At 39.7% G+C, this 20761-nt stretch carries 17 protein-coding genes; 13 read left to right on the top strand and 4 right to left on the bottom strand.

Features of this window, described 5'->3' with window-relative positions; genetic code table 11:
* The first annotated feature begins 68 nt into the window (after nucleotides 1-68).
* From ASU31_RS08520 to rlmF, 4 genes are all read left to right on the top strand, one after another.
* The gene (locus tag ASU31_RS08520) at nucleotides 69-1838 is read left to right on the top strand and encodes an ABC transporter ATP-binding protein (protein WP_057931938.1); all 1770 of its coding nucleotides are present in this window, start codon (nucleotides 69-71) and stop codon (nucleotides 1836-1838) included.
* A 56-nt stretch (nucleotides 1839-1894) separates the two neighbouring features.
* Nucleotides 1895-2920: an isoaspartyl peptidase/L-asparaginase family protein gene (locus ASU31_RS08515; protein ID WP_057931937.1), complete on the top strand. Its 1026-nt coding sequence runs from the start codon at nucleotides 1895-1897 to the stop codon at nucleotides 2918-2920.
* Between the two features lie 61 nt (nucleotides 2921-2981).
* The gene (gene dctA / locus ASU31_RS08510; protein ID WP_057931936.1) at nucleotides 2982-4268 is read left to right on the top strand and encodes a C4-dicarboxylate transporter DctA; all 1287 of its coding nucleotides are present in this window, start codon (nucleotides 2982-2984) and stop codon (nucleotides 4266-4268) included.
* Nucleotides 4269-4480: 212 nt separating this feature from the next.
* Nucleotides 4481-5497 carry a 23S rRNA (adenine(1618)-N(6))-methyltransferase RlmF gene (gene rlmF / locus ASU31_RS08505; RefSeq protein ID WP_083505316.1) on the top strand — a complete coding sequence of 339 codons (1017 nt, stop codon included), beginning with the start codon at nucleotides 4481-4483 and terminating at the stop codon, nucleotides 5495-5497.
* A gap of 217 nt (nucleotides 5498-5714) precedes the next feature.
* Here rlmF and ASU31_RS08500 read toward each other — a convergent pair whose 3' ends face one another.
* Both ASU31_RS08500 and ASU31_RS08495 read right to left on the bottom strand, forming a co-directional pair.
* The gene (locus ASU31_RS08500) at nucleotides 5715-6404 is read right to left on the bottom strand and encodes a VIT1/CCC1 transporter family protein (RefSeq protein ID WP_057931934.1); all 690 of its coding nucleotides are present in this window, start codon (nucleotides 6402-6404) and stop codon (nucleotides 5715-5717) included.
* Between the two features lie 112 nt (nucleotides 6405-6516).
* Nucleotides 6517-6942 (bottom strand): cupin domain-containing protein, encoded by a 426-nt coding sequence (locus ASU31_RS08495; protein WP_057931933.1) that lies wholly within the window; start codon nucleotides 6940-6942, stop codon nucleotides 6517-6519.
* Nucleotides 6943-7461: 519 nt separating this feature from the next.
* Between ASU31_RS08495 and sucD the strand changes: the two genes are divergently transcribed.
* The 5 genes from sucD to ASU31_RS08465 all read left to right on the top strand — a co-directional run bounded on the left by sucD (nucleotide 7462) and on the right by ASU31_RS08465 (nucleotide 13667).
* Nucleotides 7462-8334, top strand: a complete 873-nt coding sequence (gene sucD / locus ASU31_RS08485; protein WP_057931931.1) for a succinate--CoA ligase subunit alpha — start codon at nucleotides 7462-7464, stop codon at nucleotides 8332-8334.
* Nucleotides 8335-8668: 334 nt separating this feature from the next.
* A complete protein-coding gene (locus ASU31_RS08480) occupies nucleotides 8669-9172 on the top strand; it encodes a methionine-R-sulfoxide reductase (protein ID WP_057931930.1) in 504 nt (167 codons plus the stop codon).
* Nucleotides 9173-9316: 144 nt separating this feature from the next.
* The gene (locus ASU31_RS08475) at nucleotides 9317-9697 is read left to right on the top strand and encodes a septal ring lytic transglycosylase RlpA family protein (RefSeq protein ID WP_057931929.1); all 381 of its coding nucleotides are present in this window, start codon (nucleotides 9317-9319) and stop codon (nucleotides 9695-9697) included.
* Nucleotides 9698-10152: 455 nt separating this feature from the next.
* Nucleotides 10153-11124 (top strand): ribonucleoside-diphosphate reductase small subunit, encoded by a 972-nt coding sequence (locus tag ASU31_RS08470; protein WP_025145778.1) that lies wholly within the window; start codon nucleotides 10153-10155, stop codon nucleotides 11122-11124.
* A 158-nt stretch (nucleotides 11125-11282) separates the two neighbouring features.
* Entirely contained in the window at nucleotides 11283-13667 is a 2385-nt protein-coding gene (locus ASU31_RS08465; RefSeq protein ID WP_057931928.1) for a ribonucleoside-diphosphate reductase subunit alpha, read from the top strand.
* A gap of 94 nt (nucleotides 13668-13761) precedes the next feature.
* Here the strand turns inward: ASU31_RS08465 and ASU31_RS08460 are convergent, their stop codons facing one another.
* Entirely contained in the window at nucleotides 13762-14517 is a 756-nt protein-coding gene (locus tag ASU31_RS08460; protein WP_057931927.1) for an SDR family oxidoreductase, read from the bottom strand.
* A 198-nt stretch (nucleotides 14518-14715) separates the two neighbouring features.
* On the opposite strand from ASU31_RS08460, the gene ASU31_RS27175 reads away from it, so the two are divergent.
* Both ASU31_RS27175 and ASU31_RS08455 read left to right on the top strand, forming a co-directional pair.
* Nucleotides 14716-14937, top strand: coding sequence for a cysteine-rich CWC family protein (locus ASU31_RS27175; protein WP_083505315.1), 222 nt, complete (start codon nucleotides 14716-14718; stop codon nucleotides 14935-14937).
* Between the two features lie 546 nt (nucleotides 14938-15483).
* Entirely contained in the window at nucleotides 15484-17451 is a 1968-nt protein-coding gene (locus tag ASU31_RS08455; RefSeq protein WP_057931926.1) for an SPFH domain-containing protein, read from the top strand.
* A 50-nt stretch (nucleotides 17452-17501) separates the two neighbouring features.
* Here the strand turns inward: ASU31_RS08455 and ASU31_RS08450 are convergent, their stop codons facing one another.
* Nucleotides 17502-18155: a DUF4328 domain-containing protein gene (locus ASU31_RS08450; protein WP_167346167.1), complete on the bottom strand. Its 654-nt coding sequence runs from the start codon at nucleotides 18153-18155 to the stop codon at nucleotides 17502-17504.
* A gap of 367 nt (nucleotides 18156-18522) precedes the next feature.
* Here ASU31_RS08450 and ASU31_RS08445 point away from each other — a divergent pair, with 367 nt between their 5' ends.
* Both ASU31_RS08445 and ASU31_RS08440 read left to right on the top strand, forming a co-directional pair.
* On the top strand, nucleotides 18523-19398 hold the full coding sequence (locus tag ASU31_RS08445; protein ID WP_057931924.1) for a carbon-nitrogen hydrolase: 876 nt from the start codon (nucleotides 18523-18525) through the stop codon (nucleotides 19396-19398).
* A gap of 231 nt (nucleotides 19399-19629) precedes the next feature.
* Nucleotides 19630-20706: an agmatine deiminase family protein gene (locus ASU31_RS08440; RefSeq protein ID WP_057931923.1), complete on the top strand. Its 1077-nt coding sequence runs from the start codon at nucleotides 19630-19632 to the stop codon at nucleotides 20704-20706.
* The last annotated feature ends 55 nt before the right edge of the window (nucleotides 20707-20761 follow it).

The following is a 20761-nucleotide window of genomic DNA, read 5'->3' as shown; positions in this document are numbered from 1 at the left end:
TCCTTTATTGAAATTTGTGTAAGATATGTAGGGCTTAAACCCTAAACCTTACACCTTAAACCATAAGCATGGCAGTTACAGGCGACGTATATAACACCGGATTACTGAAACGTATTTTTCAATACGTAAAGCCTTACCGTGCCGTTTTTGTGTGGTCGGTTATTTTAACCATTCTGCTTGCGGCCATTTCTCCGGTACGTCCGTTTTTGATTAAGTATACGCTCGATCATTATATTTTAACTGGCAATTACTCTGGTTTGGTAAATATGACCATGTTGATGGTTTTTATGTTGATTTTGCAGACTTTGATCCAGTATAACCATACGCTTTTAACCAATACATTAGGTCAATCGGTTATCCGCGATCTGCGGATCAGTGTTTTTAACCATATTACAAAACTCCGCCTAAAATTCTTCGATAAAACACCCATCGGACAATTAATTACCCGAACGGTTTCCGATTTGGAAACCATTGCCGATATCTTTTCGGAAGGTTTAATCTCGATGATTGGCGATAGTTTGCAGGTAGTGGTAATTGTGGGCGTAATGTTATATACCGATTGGCAATTGAGTTTAGTGGTGCTTTTGCCTATTCCTTTGTTGATTATTGCTACCCGGAAATTCCAAAAAGCGATTAAAGTGGCCTTTCAGGAAATCAGGAATGAGGTTTCTAACCTGAATACCTTTTTGCAGGAGCATATTACAGGCGTTTCTATTGTTCAATACTTTGCAAGAGAGAAGCAGGAGTACAGAAAATTCTACACCATTAACAAGCGCTATCGTGATGCTAATATCCGTTCTAACTGGTATTATTCTATCTTTTTCCCAGTGGTGGAATTAATCTCGGCCATGTCGTTGGGATTATTGGTGTGGTACGGCGCCAAAAGTATTCTTTCTAAACCATTGGATGTAACCCCCGGAACCATCACGCAGTTTATTATGTATTTAGGTATGGTATTTACGCCGATCCGCCAGCTGGCAGATAAGTTTAATACGCTACAGATGGGGATGGTTGGCGCCGAACGTGTTTTTAAAGTTTTAGATACTGATGAAACTACGCCAAATACAGGGACGCAAAAGCCAACCAAATTAGACGGAAATATTAAATTCGAAAAGGTTTGGTTTGCCTATAACGACGAGAACTATGTGTTGAAAGACCTTACATTTGAAGTGAAGGCTGGAGAAACCGTGGCCTTGGTAGGCGCAACGGGTGCTGGTAAATCTTCTACCATTAATATCCTGAACCGTTTTTACGAAGTGAAAAAGGGAGATATCACTATAGATAGCATTCATATCGAAGATTTTGATCTGGATTACTTAAGAAGCCACATTGCCACTGTACTTCAGGATGTTTTCTTGTTTTCGGATACAATTTTAAACAACATTACGCTAAACAATCCCGAAATTACAATAGCAGAGGTCGTTAATGCCGCTAAAAAGGTTGGGGCGCACGATTTTATCGAACGTTTACCAGGTGGCTATCAATATAATGTGATGGAAAGAGGCGCTACGCTCTCAGCTGGTCAGGCACAATTGATTTCGTTTATCCGTGCGCTGGTGCATAATCCTGCTATTTTGGTTTTAGATGAGGCTACCTCATCAGTTGATACCGAAACAGAATTATTGATCCAGAAGGCTATTGATAATTTAATGGAAGGGAGCACTTCGATCGTAATTGCCCACCGATTGTCGACCATTCAAAAAGCCGATCAGATTATTGTGCTGGATAAAGGTGAGATTAAAGAAAAAGGTACACATCAACAGCTGTTAAAACTAAATGGCTACTATAAAAAGCTTTACGATCTGCAGTTCTCGTCAAAAGGGATAGCTAAAGTTTAAACGTATTTATTCTCAAGGATTTTCTTAATTTAACGGCTTCTTAAATCTATAGGAAGATGAAACGGTTAAAATTATTTGCCTTATTCTTGTTTTCGGCTTTAGCCTTGCAGGTTTCTGCACAGCAGAAAAAATATGTAATGGTAATTCATGGCGGTGCGGGTACCATTCTGAAGAAAAATATGACACCTGAAAAAGAAGCTGCCTATATTGATGCTTTAACAAAAGCATTAAATGCAGGTTATGCAGAAATTAAAGCAGGTAAATCGAGCCTCGATGCTGTTGAAGCAACCATTCACGTTTTAGAAAACGATCCTCATTTTAATGCGGGCAAAGGTGCTGTTTTTACCCATGATGGCAGAAATGAGCTCGATGCCGCAATAATGGATGGAAAAACCTTAATGGCGGGATCCGTTGCTGGAGTAACTACCATAAAAAATCCAATTTCTGCAGCCAGGGCCGTGATGGAAAAATCGGAACATGTAATGATGGTTGGCGCAGGTGCCGATCAATTTGCAAAAGAAGTCGGATTGGAAATCGTTGATCCTAAATATTTCTGGACTAAGGAACGTTGGGATGGCTTACAAAAAGCCATTAAAGATGATTCAACAAAAGCGGTATTAGACCATGGAAACAAGAAATCAGAATTATTTGGTATTAAAAATCACGATTACAAATTCGGTACAGTGGGCTGTGTGGCCTTGGATAAGGCTGGGAACCTGGCAGCGGGAACCTCAACCGGTGGTATGACGAACAAAAAATACGGACGTGTGGGCGATGCACCGATTATTGGGGCAGGTACCTACTGCAATAATGAAACAGCGGGTATTTCCTGTACCGGTTGGGGCGAGTTTTATATCCGCAATGTGGTTGCCAAAACCATTTCCGATTTAATGGAATACAAGGGATTGTCTGTTGCAGAGGCATCGAAAATTGCTTTAGATAAAGTAGGTAAAATGGGTGGTGATGGTGGTTTAATTGCTTTAGATAAAAAAGGCAATATAGCTATGCCATTTAATACCGAAGGAATGTATAGAGGCGCAATTACTGCCGAGGGGAAAATTGAAGTCAGTATTTATAAATAAAATTATTTTATGCCTACTCTGTCGTATTCAATAGCAAGCCAAAACACCTAAAAAAATAAAGATGACATTTATAGAATTCGTAAAGAAATTATTTGCCAACTTAACCTTTCAGGTTATCATAGCCATCATAATCGGGATTAATGTTGGGATTTTCTTCCCGGGTTTTGCACCCACGGCTAAATTAATCAGTCAGGGTTTTATCAACCTGATTAGCATGTTAATTGCACCAATTATATTCTTTACCATTGTTTTAGGAATCGCACACATGGGCGATATGAAAAAAGTAGGCAGGGTGGGTGGCAAAGCATTGTTATATTTCGAAATTGTAAGCACAGTGGCTATTGCAATTGGTTTATTGGTAGCCAATATTTTAAAGCCGGGTGCTGGAATGATAACTAAGGCTAGCGATGCTACAAAAATTGTAGGTTATGCCGAGCAGGCTAAAGATATGAACTGGGCAGAATTTTTCCTGCATATTATCCCGCATAATGTGATTGCTGCTTTTGCTGAGGGAAACATTTTACAGATTTTGCTATTTGCCATTCTTTTCGGTTATGGGCTGAATAAATTGGGCGGAGAGGGAACAAGCGTTTTAAATGCCTTCGATAAAATATCGAAAGTACTCTTCAAAATTATGAAGGTAATTATGCGTTTAGCGCCGATTGGTGCCTTCGGTGGAATGGCTTTCAGCATTGGTACGCATGGCCTGGAAAGTATAGTTGGCATGGCCAAACTAATGGGCTCGGTTTATTTAACCTGCATCCTGTTCATTTTTATCGTTTTAAACGGAATTTGCATGTACTATAAATTTAGCCTATGGGCTTACCTGAAGTATATCCGACAGGAAATTTTAATTGTACTGGGTACTTCTTCTTCCGAATCAGCTTTGCCAAGCATGATGCAGAAAATGGAGGCTATTGGTTGCGATAAATCAGTTGTTGGTTTGGTTATTCCTACCGGCTATTCCTTTAATCTTGATGGAACGGCAATTTACCTGGCCATGGCCGTTATATTTCTTTGTCAGGTTTTTCATGTCGATTTATCCTTAGGCCAGCAGATTACGGTTTTAGGCGTGCTCATGGTTACTTCTAAGGGCGCAGCTGGGGTAACTGGGAGTGGGTTTATCGTTTTGGTATCAACCTTAACAGCTTTGAAAATTATGCCGATTGAACATATCTCAATATTAATTGGTGTAGACCGTTTTATGAGCGAAGCAAGGGCTATAACCAATGTAATCGGAAACGGCGTGGCCACCATCGTAATTGCTAAAAGTGAAAACCAGTTTGATGAAGCAAAGTATCAGAAAGCAATTCAGCCTGCGATGATAGAAAAAGCAGAGGAGGTGTAGGTGTAGTTGTGAGTTTTCAGTTCTGGGTGCAGATAATTTAGCCACGGAAGCACAGAAATCACGGAAAATTTCTTGTATTTATGTTATAGTAAATCTTTGTTTTTATAGCACATGCAAAAGCCTTCTACCCTCAACCTTCACACCTTCAACCTTTTTTATGTACCTTTGTGCTAGAAACATGCACACAGCTTGTTTAATTAATCCATAGCACATTGGCTCAAGAAGAACAAAATAACCGCAAAGAAAAAAGCGAGTTACACCCACGCAACAAACACCGTTCGCGTTACAATTTCAAACAACTTATTGCAACCTCAAAAGAATTAAAACGTTTCGTTTTTAAAAACGAACACAATGATGATTCTATCGATTTTGCAGATCAAAGTGCCGTTAAAGCACTTAACAGGGCATTGTTGAAGTATTTCTATAACATTTCGCAATGGGATATCCCTCAGGATTTTCTTTGTCCGCCTATTCCAGGCCGGGCTGATTATATTCATTATGTTGCCGATCTATTAGGGTCTAGCAATAAAGGTAAAAACCCTAAAGGAGCTAATATTAATGTATTGGATATTGGTGTAGGTGCAAACTGTATTTACCCCATCATTGGTCACCAGGAATATGGCTGGAGTTTCGTAGGTTCTGAGATCGATCCACTTTCGGTCGATTCGGCAAAACGTATTATCGAAGCTAATAAACCCTTACAGGGAGCAGTAGAAATCCGTCAGCAATCTTCAAAAATGGGTATTTTTAGAGGTATTGTAGGTGGTAAAGAGCGTTTCGATGCCGTGGTTTGTAACCCACCGTTTCATGCTTCCTTAAAAGAAGCCGAGCAAGGTACCCGTCAGAAATGGCGTAACCTGGGTGGTAACGAAAAAGAAGTAAAACACGTATTAAACTTTGGAGGAAACAAGGCCGAGCTTTGGTGTCCGGGTGGCGAACGTGCTTTTGTAGAGCAAATGATTATTCAGAGTGAGCAGATCAAAAATCAGGTTTTATGGTTTACGTCATTAGTGTCAAAAAGTGCCAACTTAAAAAGTATCTACAGTGCATTGGTTAAAGCAAATGCTTTTGAGGTAACCACCGTTCAAATGAGCCAGGGGCAAAAAATAAGCCGTTTCGTAGCATGGACCTTTCATGACGAAGCTGCACAGGCCGAATGGGTAAAAGCCTGGAAAACTGAACCAAAACCAAAGGTAGAAAAGCCTAAGTCTGAAGCCAAAAGTCTTTAGTCGGATAAATAGTAAAGCAAAGCCGGATTAACGATTAAAGTTAGTCCGGCTTTTCGTTTTTAGGATTATGATACGGGAAAAGCCAAGCTACATTCTGCGTTTATCATTTAAAATCAGCGGGAATAAATACGTTTAAATGGTTCCCACAGATTACACGGATGCGCGCAGATTTTGCAACTATAGAACCGTCAACCGAGAACTGTAAACTACCTACTGATTAACTGGTTCTGGCCTCGAAAATATACCCGGCCAAAGCAGTTACTACCATGGCCACCGTTCCCCAGAAACAAATCCGTAATATTCCTTTAATCATGCTAGAGCCTCCTGCCTTTGCTGCAATTGCACCTGATAAGGCCAGGAACACAATAGCGAAACCGTATTGATAAAACACCATCAATTTTATTGGAGCAAGAAAAGCAACTAAAAAAGGTAAAATGCCGCCGCTGATAAAGGAGGCTCCAGATGCAAAAGCAGCTTGAAGCGGCTTGGGCTGTGTAATTTCGTTAATACCCAGTTCATCTCTGGCATGTGTGCCTAAGGCATCTTTCTCGGTTAATTTTATGGCTACCTGCATAGCCAAATTTTCATCAAGCCCCTGCGCAACATATATCTTAGCAAGCTCTTTCAGCTCCAATTCGGGCATGGTTTCGAGTTCTATCTTTTCTCTCGCCAGATCTGCTTTTTCGATATCAGCCTGAGAGCTTACCGAAACATATTCGCCAGCGGCCATAGATAATGCTCCGGCAACCAAACCGGCCAGTGACGCCAATACAATCGGACTTCTGGTATCGCTCGCTGCGGCAATACCAATAACTAAACTGGCTGTAGAAATAATGCCGTCGTTGGCCCCAAGCACTGCCGCCCTTAGCCAACCTGTTCTATTGGTATAATGTTTTTCTAATTCCATTTTTGGTTAAGTATGCTGTACTTGTAGTATTCAACGTCCCTTCGAAGGGGGCTGGAGGATGAAAATTAGTGCAATAATCAAACTGTATCATCTCACTACAATCCGAATATCATCATTTCTTCTCATAAACAATCAGAATAGTTAAGTCGTTACCCGCATTTGGGGCAATGCCATGCGAACTGCCAGGCCGGGTTAAAATGGCATCACCAGGTTTAACAGCAAAAGTTTTTCCGTTCATCTGCATGGTGCCATTACCACTAATTACATAATAAATTTCATCCTCTTTCTGCAAATGATAACCTATAGCAGAACCCGATTTTAAAGTACGTTTTTTAAATACCGTTTTCAGGCTTTTCGCCTCCCCGAAAAAATTAAAGCCGATGGTTTTACCACCGCCGTTATGCGTACCAGGTTCCTCTTTGGCTACTTCAATATCGTTTTGGAGGATGTATTTACTGCTATCGGTACTTTGTGCGCTGGCCTTAACTGAAATAAAGGTTGCAGCGAAAACGGTTACAATTGAGATTAATTTCTTCATTATATAGTTTTATTATTTGGTATGTAGCTTTAGTCTTCAAAAGTAAATTTAGGCGTTTTGCATGGATGTTGCCACAAGCATCAGCACTTTGTTACTAAACCCGATCGCAGTGGTTCCGATTCTTCATCGGAAAAAACGGAGAGCGGGACTGAACTCCTCCAAAAGCAGAGGACTGCTCATTTCCTAACCCTTAATGTTTTTGATTTGAAAACAAGTGGCTTGTGGTTCTTGGCAAGTGAAGCCCTGCCATCCGCTTTACCTCTCTGCGTTCGGTGTTCGCTATTGTCAGGTTTATAACCGAAAGGCTTGCTCCTGATGTGGCACCAAAAAGTATTTATTTTTCTTGCCTAAATACGATAAAAGTGCTAACACCTTTACTTCGAGATAAAGCATTTGGCATGCTAGGGCAGTTACAGGCGATTTCCTTACATTTTCCTGAAAAAACGGACTAAATAATATGGTTTTAGATTTGAATTCCAGTTCAATAATATTAGCTTTGCACAAAAAAAATATTGATACATGAGCGTTTTAGTAAATAAAGATTCTAAGGTTATCGTTCAGGGTTTTACCGGAAACGAAGGAACTTACCACGCTGAGCAGATGCTGGCCTATGGTACAAACGTAGTTGGTGGTGTAACGCCTGGCAAAGGTGGGCAATTGCATTTAGAAAAGCCTGTTTTTAATACTGTTAAAGATGCCGTTGATAAAACGGGTGCAAATGTATCTATCATTTTTGTGCCACCAGCTTTTGCTGCTGATGCAATTATGGAAGCTGCCGAAGGCGGTATTAAAGTTATTGTTTGTATTACTGAGGGTATCCCAACTAAGGATATGATTCAGGTTAAAGAATATATTGCTGACCGCGATGTTACGCTTATCGGCCCTAACTGCCCGGGTGTAATTACTGCTGATGAAGCTAAAATCGGTATCATGCCAGGTTTTATCTTCAAAAAAGGTCATGTAGGTGTGGTTTCTAAATCAGGAACTTTAACTTATGAAGCGGTAGACCAGGTTGTTAAAGCTGGTTTAGGTATTACAACCGCTATCGGTATCGGTGGTGACCCAATTATAGGAACACCTACTGTAGAAGCAGTTAAATTATTAATGAACGATCCTGAAACTCACGGTATCATCATGATTGGTGAAATTGGTGGTGGAATGGAAGCAGAAGCTGCCCGTTGGATCAAAGAAAACGGTACTAAACCTGTTGTTGGTTTCATTGCTGGTCAAACTGCGCCTCCGGGACGTAGAATGGGCCACGCTGGTGCTATTGTTGGTGGTGCTGACGATACTGCAGCTGCTAAAATGAAAATCATGCGCGAGTGTGGTATCCGTGTAGTAGAAAGTCCTGCTGAAATCGGTGCTGCAATGGCAGAAGAATTAGCAAAATAAGATTTAAAAATCTCTTTATAGAAAAGCGTTTCGATTAATTTCGAGGCGCTTTTTTTGTTTTATTTGAATCTTAAGTAGAGTTTTACCACAGAGGGCACTAAGAAAATGCACAGAGCACCCAGAGTTATGTAATTTACTAATTTCGAATCTTGCAGAGCGAAAAGAATCTTATATCAGTTATAAAAATGGTCAATATATAATTTTATCTCTGTTTTCTCTGTGTACTCTGTGGTGGATTTCTAATTAGTTATCCTCATTTATCATCGCTTTGTAAACACTACCCCATTCTCTTAAACCTGCAAACCAAAACAAAATCTATGTCGTATATTGATATATGAAAACGATGTTAAATAAACTATTTTTGGTTTCTGCTGTTGTTTTAATAACAGGTCTTTCCGCTTGTGCCCAAAAGCAAGATAAGAAAGCCGTAAAACAATCGAAGGAAACAGAACAAATCATACCAAAGAAGAAAATGAACTGGAATCCATTAACACCCGAAGAAGAAAGAGTAATTGTAAATAAAGGTACAGAATACCCTGGTACAGGTAAATACGAGCATACTACAGATAAAGGAACTTATACCTGTAAACGTTGTAATGCAGCCTTATACCGTTCGGAAAGTAAGTTCGATGCACATTGTGGCTGGCCTGCTTTTGATGACGAAATTAAAGGCGCTGTAAAGCGTATTCCTGATGCCGATGGCTCACGTACAGAAATTGTTTGCGCCAATTGTGGCGCGCATTTAGGCCACGTATTTTTGGGCGAAGGATTTACCAATAAAGACACCCGTCATTGCGTAAATTCGATCTCAATGAATTTCGTGCCAGATCAAAAATAAGGTGGATGTAGAAGGGTTAGGTAGAGGCGTACGACGATAAGTTGTACGCCTTTTTTAATGCGCAAAACCGGGCTGTTTTTCCACAAATTATTGATTATAAACTAAATGCTTATATTTGCAGGCTCGATAAAGAAAATTTAGCCTATGAAGTATCTGCTGTTATTAAGTTTTTGTTTCCTGTTTTTACAAGGTAAAGCACAAGATTCTGATTCATCAAACGAACCGGATAGTATCAAAAAAACAGTTCTCGCCACTTATTATCACAGAAAATTCGAAGGCCGCCGCACCACCAGCGGCGCCAAATACCGGGCAAAAAAACTAACGGCCGCCCATCGTACGCTGCCATTCGGCACCATGGTTACAGTAACCAATCCAGACAACGGAAAATCGGTAGTAGTAAAGGTAAATGACCGTGGCCCTTTCTCTAAAAGATTAGCCATAGATCTGTCTGAACGTGCTGCAAAACAGATCGGTATCTTCCGTAAAGGCATAGCTAAAGTAAGCCTCAGTTATACAGTTGAGTAATACTCCTTTTGGCTCTATTTAGTGCTTATTATACCCCTCAAATTTAAGTTATTAACACTCATTTTGGTTTGCTAAGCGCTTGAAAAGAAACGATTAGCTTTTTTTTCGCTTGAAAATGATATTCGACTGATCGTTTTTCCCCAGCAATTGAACAGGGTGTTAACAACTTTGGTTCACAAAAAAGGGCCACCGTATATATATTTGTTATAACAAAGTTCTTTAACTTCTTGCGCTTGAAAACAAATATAAAAGCTTAGTTTTTAGTAATTTATACGTACATCACCTGATTGCAATTTTAAATTTTCCCTAACTAAAAACTCAGTTGTTTGTCAGGCAATAGGGTTAGCACTTTCACAACAGCGTTTTGATAAAAGACATTACAATCATCATATAAAATTGATGGATGCGTGCCTTTGTCGGCTCTGTTAAAAAAATAGAATTAAAAACATCAGCGTATGGAACAGGAATTATTACTACAAGAAAACAAAGATAGATTTGTGCTTTTGCCGATTAAGTATCCGGCAATTTGGGAAATGTATAAAAAGACCGAAGCTAGTTTTTGGACTGCAGAAGAGATTGATCTTTCTGACGACCAGAAACACTGGGACAATTTAAACGATGGCGAAAGACATTTCATTTCGCACATCCTTGCTTTCTTTTCTGCTAGTGATGGTATTGTGAACGAAAACCTTGCGGTAAACTTCATGAGTGAGGTTCAATTGCCAGAAGCACGTTGTTTTTATGGTTTCCAGATTATGATGGAAAACATCCATGCAGAAACTTATGCATTGTTAATCGATACTTATATTAAAGATCCTGAAGAAAAAGACCGTTTGTTCCACGCCATTGATACTGTTCCTGCAGTAAAAAGAAAAGCGGAGTGGGCTTTACGTTGGATCGAAAACGGAACTTTTGCTGAGCGTTTAGTGGCATTTGCTGCGGTTGAAGGTATTTTCTTCAGCGGAAGTTTCTGCTCTATTTTTTGGTTAAAGAAACGTGGTTTAATGCCGGGATTAACTTTCAGTAACGAGCTGATCTCGAGAGACGAAGGTTCACACTGCGAATTTGCTTGTTTACTTTACAGCATGTTAAGCAATAAATTGAGCGAAGAAGCAGTTCATGGCATTATTAGTGATGCTGTAGAAATTGAAAAAGAATTTATTACTGATGCATTACCGGTTGCTTTAATTGGTATGAATGCAAAATTAATGAGCCAGTATATCGAATTTGTAGCCGACAGATGGTTACAGGAGCTGGGTTACAAAAAAATCTATAATGCAACCAATCCATTCGATTTTATGGAAATGATTTCATTGCAGGGTAAAACCAACTTCTTCGAGAAACGTGTTGGCGATTATCAGAAGAGCGGTGTATTAACTTCTGCAGATAATAACAAACAGGCGTTTTCTTTAGATGAAGACTTTTAAGGTAGAGGGTTAAAAGGTGGGAAGCAAAAGGTTTTGATCTCGCTACTTGATACCTGCTATTCGATACTAATAAATAAATAACAAAAAATACAAAGTGATGATTAGGTCTTGATACTTGATACTCACGACTTAATAATAAAACTTAAATCTCATAAAATATGTTCGTACTAAAAAGAGATGGCCGCAAAGAAGCGGTGCAATTTGACAAAATCACAGCCCGCATTCAAAAGTTGTGCTATAGTTTAAATTCAGATCTTGTAGATCCAATCGATGTAGCCAAAAAGGTGATCGAGGGTTTATACGACGGTGTAACCACATCGGAATTGGATAACCTTGCTGCAGAAACTGCTGCCTCGTTAACAACAAAACACCCTGATTACGCTTTGTTGGCATCCCGCATTGCGGTTTCCAACCTACATAAAAACACCACTAAATCATTCTCGGGTACGATGAAAATGTTGTACGAATATTTCGACCCGAAAGCGCAGAAAGATGCTCCTCTTATCGCTGATGATGTTTATGAGATTATAGAAAAAAACAAGGATATTTTAGATAGTTCTATCATTTACGACCGCGATTTCGGTTTCGACTATTTCGGTTTTAAAACTTTAGAAAAATCTTACCTTTTAAAAGTTAACGGTCAGATTGTAGAGCGCCCTCAACATTTGTTTATGCGTGTTTCTGTTGGTATCCACAAAGAAGATATCGAGAGTGCAATCAAAACGTATAACTTAATGAGCGAGCGTTGGTTTACACATGCTACACCAACTTTGTTCAATGCAGCTACACCAAAACCTCAAATGTCGTCATGTTTCTTGTTAACCATGCAGGATGACAGTATCGAAGGTATTTACGATACTTTAAAGCAAACGGCTAAAATTTCGCAAAGTGCAGGTGGTATTGGTTTAAGTATCCATAATATTCGTGCAACTGGCTCGTACATTGGCGGTACAAACGGTACAAGTAACGGTATCATCCCAATGTTACGCGTATTTAACGATACGGCCCGTTATGTAGATCAGGGTGGAGGTAAACGTAAAGGTGCTTTCGCAATCTATTTAGAGCCTTGGCATGCAGATGTTTTCGAATTCTTGGATCTTCGTAAAAACCATGGTAAAGAAGAAATGCGTGCGCGTGATTTGTTCTATGCCCTTTGGATTAACGATTTGTTTATGCAACGTGTTAAAGATAATGGCGATTGGACATTATTCTGCCCGCACGAGGCACCAGGCTTGGCAGATTGTTTCGGTAAGGAATTCGAAGAATTATACACTAAATACGAAGCTGAAGGCCGTGGCCGTAAAACCATTAAAGCACAAGAACTTTGGTTTGCTATCTTAGATTCGCAAATCGAAACCGGTACGCCATATATGTTGTTTAAAGATGCAGCGAACAGCAAATCTAACCAACAGAACTTAGGGACCATTAAGAGCTCTAACTTATGTACCGAAATTATCGAGTATACTTCTAAAGATGAAGTTGCGGTTTGTAACCTAGCTTCATTGGCATTGCCTCGTTTCGTAATCAATGGTGCTTTCGATCACCAAAAATTATACGATGTAACGTATCAGGCTACTTTAAACCTGAATAAGATCATCGATCATAACTATTATCCAGTACCAGAAGCCGAAAACTCAAACATGCGCCATCGTCCCGTTGGTTTAGGTGTACAAGGTTTGGCTGATGCCTTTATCTTATTACGTTTACCTTTCGAAAGTGATGAGGCTAAACGTTTAAATAAAGATATTTTCGAAACGATTTATTTTGCTTCGATGACAGCTTCGCACGATTTGGCTGTGAAAAATGGTCCTTACCAAACATTTAAAGGTTCTCCATTATCAAAAGGTAAATTCCAGTTCGATTTATGGAATGTTACACCAGATAGCGGCCGTTGGGACTGGAATGCATTGCGTAAAAAAGTAGTGAAAGATGGTGTATACAACTCATTATTGGTTGCACCAATGCCAACTGCATCTACTTCTCAGATTTTAGGTAACAACGAATGTTTCGAACCATATACTTCTAACATTTACACCCGTCGTGTATTAAGCGGGGAGTTTGTAGTGGTAAACAAGCATTTATTGAAAGATTTAGTAGCATTAGGTTTATGGAACAACGATATGAAAAATCAGATCATATTGGCTAATGGCTCTATTCAGGCTATTGATTCAATTCCAGATTACATTAAAGAATTGTATAAAACCGTTTGGGAGATCAAGATGCGTAATATCATCGATATGGCTGCCGATCGTGGTGCATATATCTGCCAATCGCAATCGTTAAACTTGTTCGTAAACGCACCAAATACATCAAAATTAACTTCAATGCACTTCTATGCATGGGAGAAAGGTTTAAAAACCGGTATGTACTACTTGCGTACACAAGCAGCTTCTCAGGCCGTTAAATTTACAGTAGAGAACCAGGGTGGTAAAGCAATTGAAGCGGTTATCCCAGCTGAAATGACACAAGATCAGGTTGCAGAAGAAATCGTTGACGGACCAGTTTGTTCAATGGAAGAAGGCTGTATCAGCTGCTCGGGGTAGTTGTTTCAGGGTCTGACTCAAGATAGAATTTTAAAGGAGGTTATTTAAAACACCCTCCAAATACAAAAGCCCGTACATTGTATCGGGCTTTTTTTTATCGTTGATTTTTAGTAATTGCAACCCAATCTGTGTAATGGGTTTCACCAAGAAAAACAGCTGCTTCGGGCACCAGTGTGTCGGCAGTTAACAATGCTCCCGAGTACGGAGCCTGAACATCAGATATTACCTCATCGTTTTTGTGAGTTGCCTGCAAGTATTGCCTTATCCATATTGCCATATCATATTTTTCAGGTCCGCCAATTTCAAGAATTTGGTTAGCGGGCTTTTCCAAAGCTACTTTGGCCATAAAAGTAGCTACATCTTTACTGGCGATAGGTTGAATGTTAGCTGCAGGTAGGATTACTTTTCCATCGGTCATGCTCATTTGAACAATGCTTCCGGCAAATTCAAAAAACTGGGTAGCATGAACAAGGGTATAGGGAATGCCTGATGCTTTGATCAAGTCTTCCTGCACTTGTTTGGCACGAAAATAACCGCTGGCCTGGAGTTTTTGGGTGCCCACTACAGATAAGGCAATATGATGCTGTACTCCTGCTGCCTTTGCCATAGGCAACAGGTTTTCGTTAGAGGTTTTGAAGAAGTTCATCACAGGAGCGTCTTCAAAAGATGGTGAGTTAGATACATCTACCACTACTTGTGCCCCTTGTAATACTTCTTTTAAACCTTCGCCAGTAAGTGTGTTCACTCCGTTATTGGGCGAGGCAGCGATCACCTCATGTCCGCTGTTTTGTAATTGATTTACGATTTGGTTACCAATAAGGCCGGTACCGCCGATAACTACTATTTTCATAATCTTTGCTAGGATAAATTGTACTATACAAAGATGAACAGTACCTTGCAAGAAAAACTTAAACTAGGTTAAGAAAGGTAACTAGCTATAGTTCCTTAAAAGCAATTGTAAAGTAAAGGTTTTGGGTGAACGCTCAAAACCTTGTTTTTTGTTTATATTTTTGTAATGCAATAGGTTTTACCTTAAGCCTTATACCTTATGCCTTCAACCTTAAAACATAGCAAACACGAAATCATCCCTTGCGAGCGATGCAATAGTGCTATTGAATGTAAGGCAAATTCTTACACTAAATGTCAGTGCAGCGTGGTACAGTTAAGCATTAATGAAGTACAATATATATCCGAACTCTACGATGGCTGCCTCTGTGCCAAATGTTTATTTGAGTTGCAGCAGGAATATAGAGAAGAGATTGGCGTATAAACTTTGTGATCTTCGTGTCTTTGTGGTTAAATAATTTGAAAAGCAGGGTCCAGCGCCTTTTGGTTGGTCCCAGTTCCGCTTTTCCTTCTGCCGATTAGAAGGAATCGCCATTCGTGCAATCGGGTTTAGTTTACCAGGGTTCTGCCCTTTTCTGAGAACTCTTCATTCTTGCTCGTCGTTATTTCTTTTCCAATCCAATATGACCAACAATGTATCCCTTTTTGGTCAATTGTATAGGTCAAAAAAGGGACACATTTTTTCGATTAATTGTAGTTTGTACATTTAAAATTTCTGCCACTATCTAATAAAACCTAAAAGGTTAGTTTTTGGTGTTTATAATCGTTCAGTTAGGGGATTCTTCAAAATGTCATCTGCAGTTGGTATTTTGAGTTCAGCTGATCCTGAGTCATCTTTCGGGCCTTAAAATCAATAAAAAATAGTTTGAAAATAAGTGTTAAAGATGGTAACAAAGCACGTCATTTGATATCTATATCGTGCTTGATAAATGGTTTATCAGGTTAAAAAAATAGAAAAATATAAAAGATTATGGAAGCGCTCATTTCTAATTATTGGTGGGTTTTAGTGGCACTGTTGTGCGTAGTTTTATACAAATATATTTTACGTTTCTTATTCGGGATGGTCATCGTACCTGAAGATAGGATCGGGTTGATTACCAAAAAATTCGTACTCTTTGGTTCCGATCGCGAGCTGCCCGATGGCCGCATCATCGCGGTTAAAGGTGAAGCCGGTTTTCAGGGAAAAACCCTGGCCCCAGGGTTGTATTTCGGAATGTGGTTCTGGCAGTACAGCGTAACGATGGAACAATTTACCATCATCCCAGAAGGAAAAATCGGACTGATTATGGCCAAAGATGGTTCCGAAATCCCGACGGGGAATATCCTTGGGCAAAGGGTAGAGTCTGATAATTTTCAGGATGCGGTGAAATTTCTCGAAAATGGCGGTCAGCGAGGCCGGCAAACGTCTTACATTACCTCGGGTTCTTATCGTATCAATACCATGTTGTTTCAGGTTTCCGTAACCGATATGATCCGTATTCAGGAAAGCATGGTGGGCATTGTAACCACGTTGGATGGTTTACCGATTGAGGCTAACCAAATTGCCGGTAAATTGGTTGATGGGCACAACAATTTCCAGGATTTCGATGCCTTTATAAAACAAGGTGGTAACCGTGGTTTGCAGCCCCAGGTAATTTTGGCGGGTTCTTATAACTTAAACCCATGGGCAATCCAGTTGGAGGAAATCCCAATGACCGAAATTGCAATCGGTTATGTTGGTGTTGTGATCTCGTTTATTGGTACAGATGGGAATGACTTAACCGGTGCGGACTTTAAACATGGTAATATTGTTGGCAAAGGCTCAAAAGGCGTTTGGCTGGAGCCGCTTGGTCCGGGTAAATATCCGATTAACAAATACATTATGAAGGTAGAGCTGGTGCCAACCACCAACTTGGTGTTAAACTGGGCATCGGCACGTAGTGAGGCGCACAATCTGGATAAAAACCTATCAACCATTACTGTACGTTCTAAAGACGGTTTCCCCTTTAATTTAGATGTTGCACAGATTATCCATGTGCCAACTACAGAAGCCCCTAAAGTAATTGCACGTTTTGGGAATATGGTGAATCTGGTTTCGCAGGTTTTAGAGCCCACAATTGGTAACTATTTCCGTAACTCCGCGCAAGGAAGTGATGTGATTGCTTTCTTAAGCACCCGTAAAGAGCGTCAGGAATCGGCAAAAGAGCATATCCGTAAAGTGCTTGACGAATATAATGTAAATGCTGTTGATACGCTGATTGGTGATATTGTTCCACCAGAATCGTTAATGAAAACCTTAACCGACCGTAAAATTGCGGAAGAGCAAAAGGTTACTTACGAAACCCAGAAACAAGCGCAGGAAACGCGTCAGGGAATGGAGAAAGAAACCGCGATTGCCGATATGCAGAAAGATATTGTGAAGGCACAACAAAGTGTAGAGATTGCTGAACGGACCGCAAGTGCAACGGTGAAAAAATCGGAAGGTGATGCCGCTGGTGTAAAATTAGCTGTAGGAGCGGAGGCCGAGGCCACTAAAATGAGGGCGCATGCCGAGGCTGAAGCAACTAAGGCAAGAGCACAGGCCGATTCGGAAGCGATTAAGTTGCGTGCATCAGCAGAGGCTGAACAGATTTCATTAACAGGTAGTGCAGAAGCAGGTAAAATTTTAGCGGTAGGTAAATCAACCGCCGAAGCTTACGAACTTGCCGTGAAAGCTTTGGGCGGCGAAAACTTTACCCGTTACAAAATTACCGAAGAGTTATCAAAAGGTAATGTGAAGTTGATCCCTGATGTGCTGATCGGTGGCAATGGTGGTAATCATGGCGGCTCGGCGATGGATGGCCTACTGGGCTTGAAGCTGATGGAGCTCATGGACCCAGAAAAACGTAAAGAAGTGGTAGCCGTTGCAGAAATTGTAGAAACAAAACCAAAACCTAAAAAGGATAATATCAACCCTTAATTTGGTTTTAATCAAAACATGGCTTCTTGATTTTATCAAGAGGCCATATTTTAGAATTCAGGATTTAAATACGTATTTTCAGTTGACGTTATAATTTTGTCACCTTTTACCTCTATCAACAAATGTTCAATATCTGAATAATCTTTAATCACTTTTACGGTAATTAACGAGAGGGGTAAGCTAATAACATTTCCTACCATGCTGACAATAGTTCCACTTGTTAGCGAATCGATATTATCGCTATTCAATGTTGTACGGAAAACGACTTGACCAATAATATTACTGATAATCCAAAGACCCCACCACCAGCCTAAATATGAAGTTGTAATCGCTTTTGTCTGGTTTGCTTCTTCAAATAAGATTTCATTGGTTTTTGTATACATTTCTTTCATTATCTGATAGGGCTTGTAGAGACAGATAAAAGGTATAAACCAACTTATTGCAACCCAATTATCAGAACTGGAAAGATAATCTGTTTTTAGCTGAAGATTAAAGTACGCCCTTCTAAACCATCTGATAAAAGTAATGCAAGAGATTAAATATAAGGCAAAGTATAAAAAACCGATAATTCCCTCTCTTAGGTCATTAGCGCTAATCTCACTATTTGAAACAGCACTTCCTGATGAAACGCTTTTTAAAAGGTCATATTGGAGATAACTTGAAAAAAATGATATAATTTCTAATGCTAAAACGATCCAGATCATTAATATGGCCGTTTTAGCCCTTTGTTCGTTGGGTCTGATGAGATTCATTTCGAGGTTAATTTTTTTATAATGATACAAAAATTATCATTATTCTGTAAATGCTCATCAAGTTATATGTTTGGGAATATAAGACGTTTGGTATTATATTGGTTTCTTTGGTACTATATCAATCGATTACATACGTAAAACTCCTTATCTACATTTGCTTTTCAAAAACAATTACATAATTATGCCGCTCTACTTTTAAACAAAATAGTAACTTTGCAGCCTAATTTTGAATGAATGAATTTTTGAATGAGTAAGTGTGCAAAGCGCAATTAAAACATTCAATCATTCGCTAATTCGTTAATTCAATCATTTTGAAAACATGAAGAAAGTAAAAGTTGGCTTGGTACAAATGAGTTGTACTAAAGATAAACAAGAAAATTTAGATAAAGCGATTGCTAAAGTAAGAGAAGCAGCTGCAAAAGGTGCACAGATTGTGTGTTTGCAAGAGCTTTTTACTTCTTTGTATTTCTGCGATGTTGAAGATTACGACAATTTCGATTTAGCTGAAGCTATTCCAGGACCATCTACTGATGCTTTACAAGTGGTAGCCAGAGAATTGGGCGTGGTAATTATTGCTTCTTTGTTTGAGAAACGTGCTGAAGGTTTATACCACAATACAACGGCAGTTTTAGATGCTGATGGTTCATATTTAGGTAAATACCGTAAAATGCATATTCCTGATGATCCTGCTTTCTACGAAAAATTTTACTTCACGCCAGGCGATTTAGGCTACAAGGTTTTTCAAACCAAGTTTGCTAAAATTGGTATCCTGATCTGTTGGGATCAATGGTATCCAGAGGCTTCACGTATTACAGCTTTAATGGGTGCAGATATCATGTTTTATCCAACTGCAATTGGCTGGGCTACCGATCAGGACGAAGAAACCAACCAAGATCAATACAATGCTTGGCAAACCATCCAACGTTCACATGCGGTTGCAAACGGTGTGCCTGTAGTGAGTGTAAACCGCGTAGGTTTTGAGCAAGATGGCGCCATGAAATTCTGGGGTGGAAGTTTCGCCACAAACGGACAGGGCAAAATACTTTATTTAGGTTCTCACGATCAGGAAGAAACCGAGGTAGTTGAACTGGATCTATCAGAATCCGATTTCTTCCGTAAACACTGGCCTTTTTTAAGAGACAGAAGAATTGATTCCTACCAGCCGATTACGAAAAGATATATTGACGGGGATTAAGCTGAAAGGTTAAAGACCAAAGCCTAAAGCGAAGAACTATGGATGATAGTTTATTTTATTAAATCTCCAAAAATTGTCATTTCGAGCGGAGTGCAACGGAGTCGAGAAATCTAATCTTCAATTATTTTATTAATAGATCTCTCCATTGCGCTGCGCTTCAGTCGAGATGACGACCATCCAAATCCATGGTTTGTGTCCTCACGGACCATTCATTTTATAAATTAGAATTAAATGTCAAACTTTCCTCCAAAAAAAGATCTAAATATTAATCAATTCGATTATTCACCGAAACAACAAGGTTATGCTTTCCCTGCCGAGTGGACTAAACATGAGGCAACCTGGTTAAGCTGGCCGCATAAAGAGGAGAGCTGGCCTGGGAAAATCGAAACCATTTACGAACCGTACTGTCAGTTTATTAAAGCTGTTGCCGAAGGCGAAAAAGTACGCATCAATGTGAAAGATGAAGAAATGAAAGCTTTTGCTGTTTCTGAATTAACAAAAGTAGATGCCGATTTAAGCCAGATCGAATTTTATTTTAACGAAACGAACGATGCCTGGTGCCGCGATCACGGACCTGCATTTTTGCTAAAAGGAAATGAAAAGGCTGTTGTAGATTGGGGATACAATGCCTGGGGTGGAAAATACCCTCCGTTTGACTTGGATGACGTGGTTCCGACAAAAATTGCCAAACATTTCAATTTATCTTTATTTACACCAGATATTGTGATGGAAGGAGGTTCGGTAGAATTTAATGGTGCTGGAACGGTTTTAACCACCACTGCTTGTTTGTTGAACGAAAACCGTAATCCGCATTTAACCAAAGCGCAGATTGAACAATATTTGCTTGAATATTATGGCCAGGATCAGGTATTATGGTTGGGGGATGGAATTGTTGGCGACGATACTGATGGGCACATTGATGATATCACTCGCTTCGTTAATGAAGATACTGTTTTAACAGTTGTAGAAAGCAATCCGCTGGATGAAAACTATATTTTGTTGCAAGAAAATCTGGAGGCTTTAAAAGCCATGAAGCTAAAAGATGGCAGAGCATTGAATATTGTTCAATTGCCTATGCCATCACCGGTTATTCATGAAGATACCCGTTTACCAGCGTCTTATGCCAATTTTTACATTGCTAATGCAGCGGTAATTGTGCCAATTTTTGATGATGTAAACGACCAGAAAGCTTTAGCTATTATTCAAGGTTGTTTCCCAGATAGAAAGGTTATCGGTATCAATTCGGTTGATATTATCTGGGGATTGGGAAGCTTTCATTGTTTGAGCCAGCAGGAGCCAGCAGTTTAAGTTTGGAGTTGGCAGTCAATCTTGTGTGGTTGTCATCCTGAGCTTGTCGAAGGAC

It is taken from the genome of Pedobacter ginsenosidimutans, from assembly GCF_001442625.1.
GTDB lineage: Bacteria > Bacteroidota > Bacteroidia > Sphingobacteriales > Sphingobacteriaceae > Pedobacter > Pedobacter ginsenosidimutans.
Note: the sequence above shows the minus strand (reverse complement) of the source record. Positions and strands in the feature narration are given on the sequence as shown.

What these genes read in the sequence shown, in the direction of transcription:
- ASU31_RS08455 (WP_057931926.1), top strand. Translation starts at nt 15,484, where the DNA reads ATGGAAGCGCTCATTTCTAATTATTGGTGGGTTTTAGTGGCACTGTTG.
- ASU31_RS08440 (WP_057931923.1), top strand. Translation starts at nt 19,630, where the DNA reads ATGTCAAACTTTCCTCCAAAAAAAGATCTAAATATTAATCAATTCGAT.
- ASU31_RS08470 (WP_025145778.1), top strand. Translation starts at nt 10,153, where the DNA reads ATGGAACAGGAATTATTACTACAAGAAAACAAAGATAGATTTGTGCTT.
- ASU31_RS08500 (WP_057931934.1), bottom strand. Translation starts at nt 6,404, where the DNA reads ATGGAATTAGAAAAACATTATACCAATAGAACAGGTTGGCTAAGGGCG.
- ASU31_RS08465 (WP_057931928.1), top strand. Translation starts at nt 11,283, where the DNA reads ATGTTCGTACTAAAAAGAGATGGCCGCAAAGAAGCGGTGCAATTTGAC.
- ASU31_RS08475 (WP_057931929.1), top strand. Translation starts at nt 9,317, where the DNA reads ATGAAGTATCTGCTGTTATTAAGTTTTTGTTTCCTGTTTTTACAAGGT.
- ASU31_RS08480 (WP_057931930.1), top strand. Translation starts at nt 8,669, where the DNA reads ATGAAAACGATGTTAAATAAACTATTTTTGGTTTCTGCTGTTGTTTTA.
- ASU31_RS27175 (WP_083505315.1), top strand. Translation starts at nt 14,716, where the DNA reads ATGCCTTCAACCTTAAAACATAGCAAACACGAAATCATCCCTTGCGAG.
- sucD (WP_057931931.1), top strand. Translation starts at nt 7,462, where the DNA reads ATGAGCGTTTTAGTAAATAAAGATTCTAAGGTTATCGTTCAGGGTTTT.
- ASU31_RS08520 (WP_057931938.1), top strand. Translation starts at nt 69, where the DNA reads ATGGCAGTTACAGGCGACGTATATAACACCGGATTACTGAAACGTATT.
- ASU31_RS08460 (WP_057931927.1), bottom strand. Translation starts at nt 14,517, where the DNA reads ATGAAAATAGTAGTTATCGGCGGTACCGGCCTTATTGGTAACCAAATC.
- ASU31_RS08450 (WP_167346167.1), bottom strand. Translation starts at nt 18,155, where the DNA reads ATGATCTGGATCGTTTTAGCATTAGAAATTATATCATTTTTTTCAAGT.
- ASU31_RS08515 (WP_057931937.1), top strand. Translation starts at nt 1,895, where the DNA reads ATGAAACGGTTAAAATTATTTGCCTTATTCTTGTTTTCGGCTTTAGCC.
- ASU31_RS08445 (WP_057931924.1), top strand. Translation starts at nt 18,523, where the DNA reads ATGAAGAAAGTAAAAGTTGGCTTGGTACAAATGAGTTGTACTAAAGAT.
- ASU31_RS08495 (WP_057931933.1), bottom strand. Translation starts at nt 6,942, where the DNA reads ATGAAGAAATTAATCTCAATTGTAACCGTTTTCGCTGCAACCTTTATT.
- dctA (WP_057931936.1), top strand. Translation starts at nt 2,982, where the DNA reads ATGACATTTATAGAATTCGTAAAGAAATTATTTGCCAACTTAACCTTT.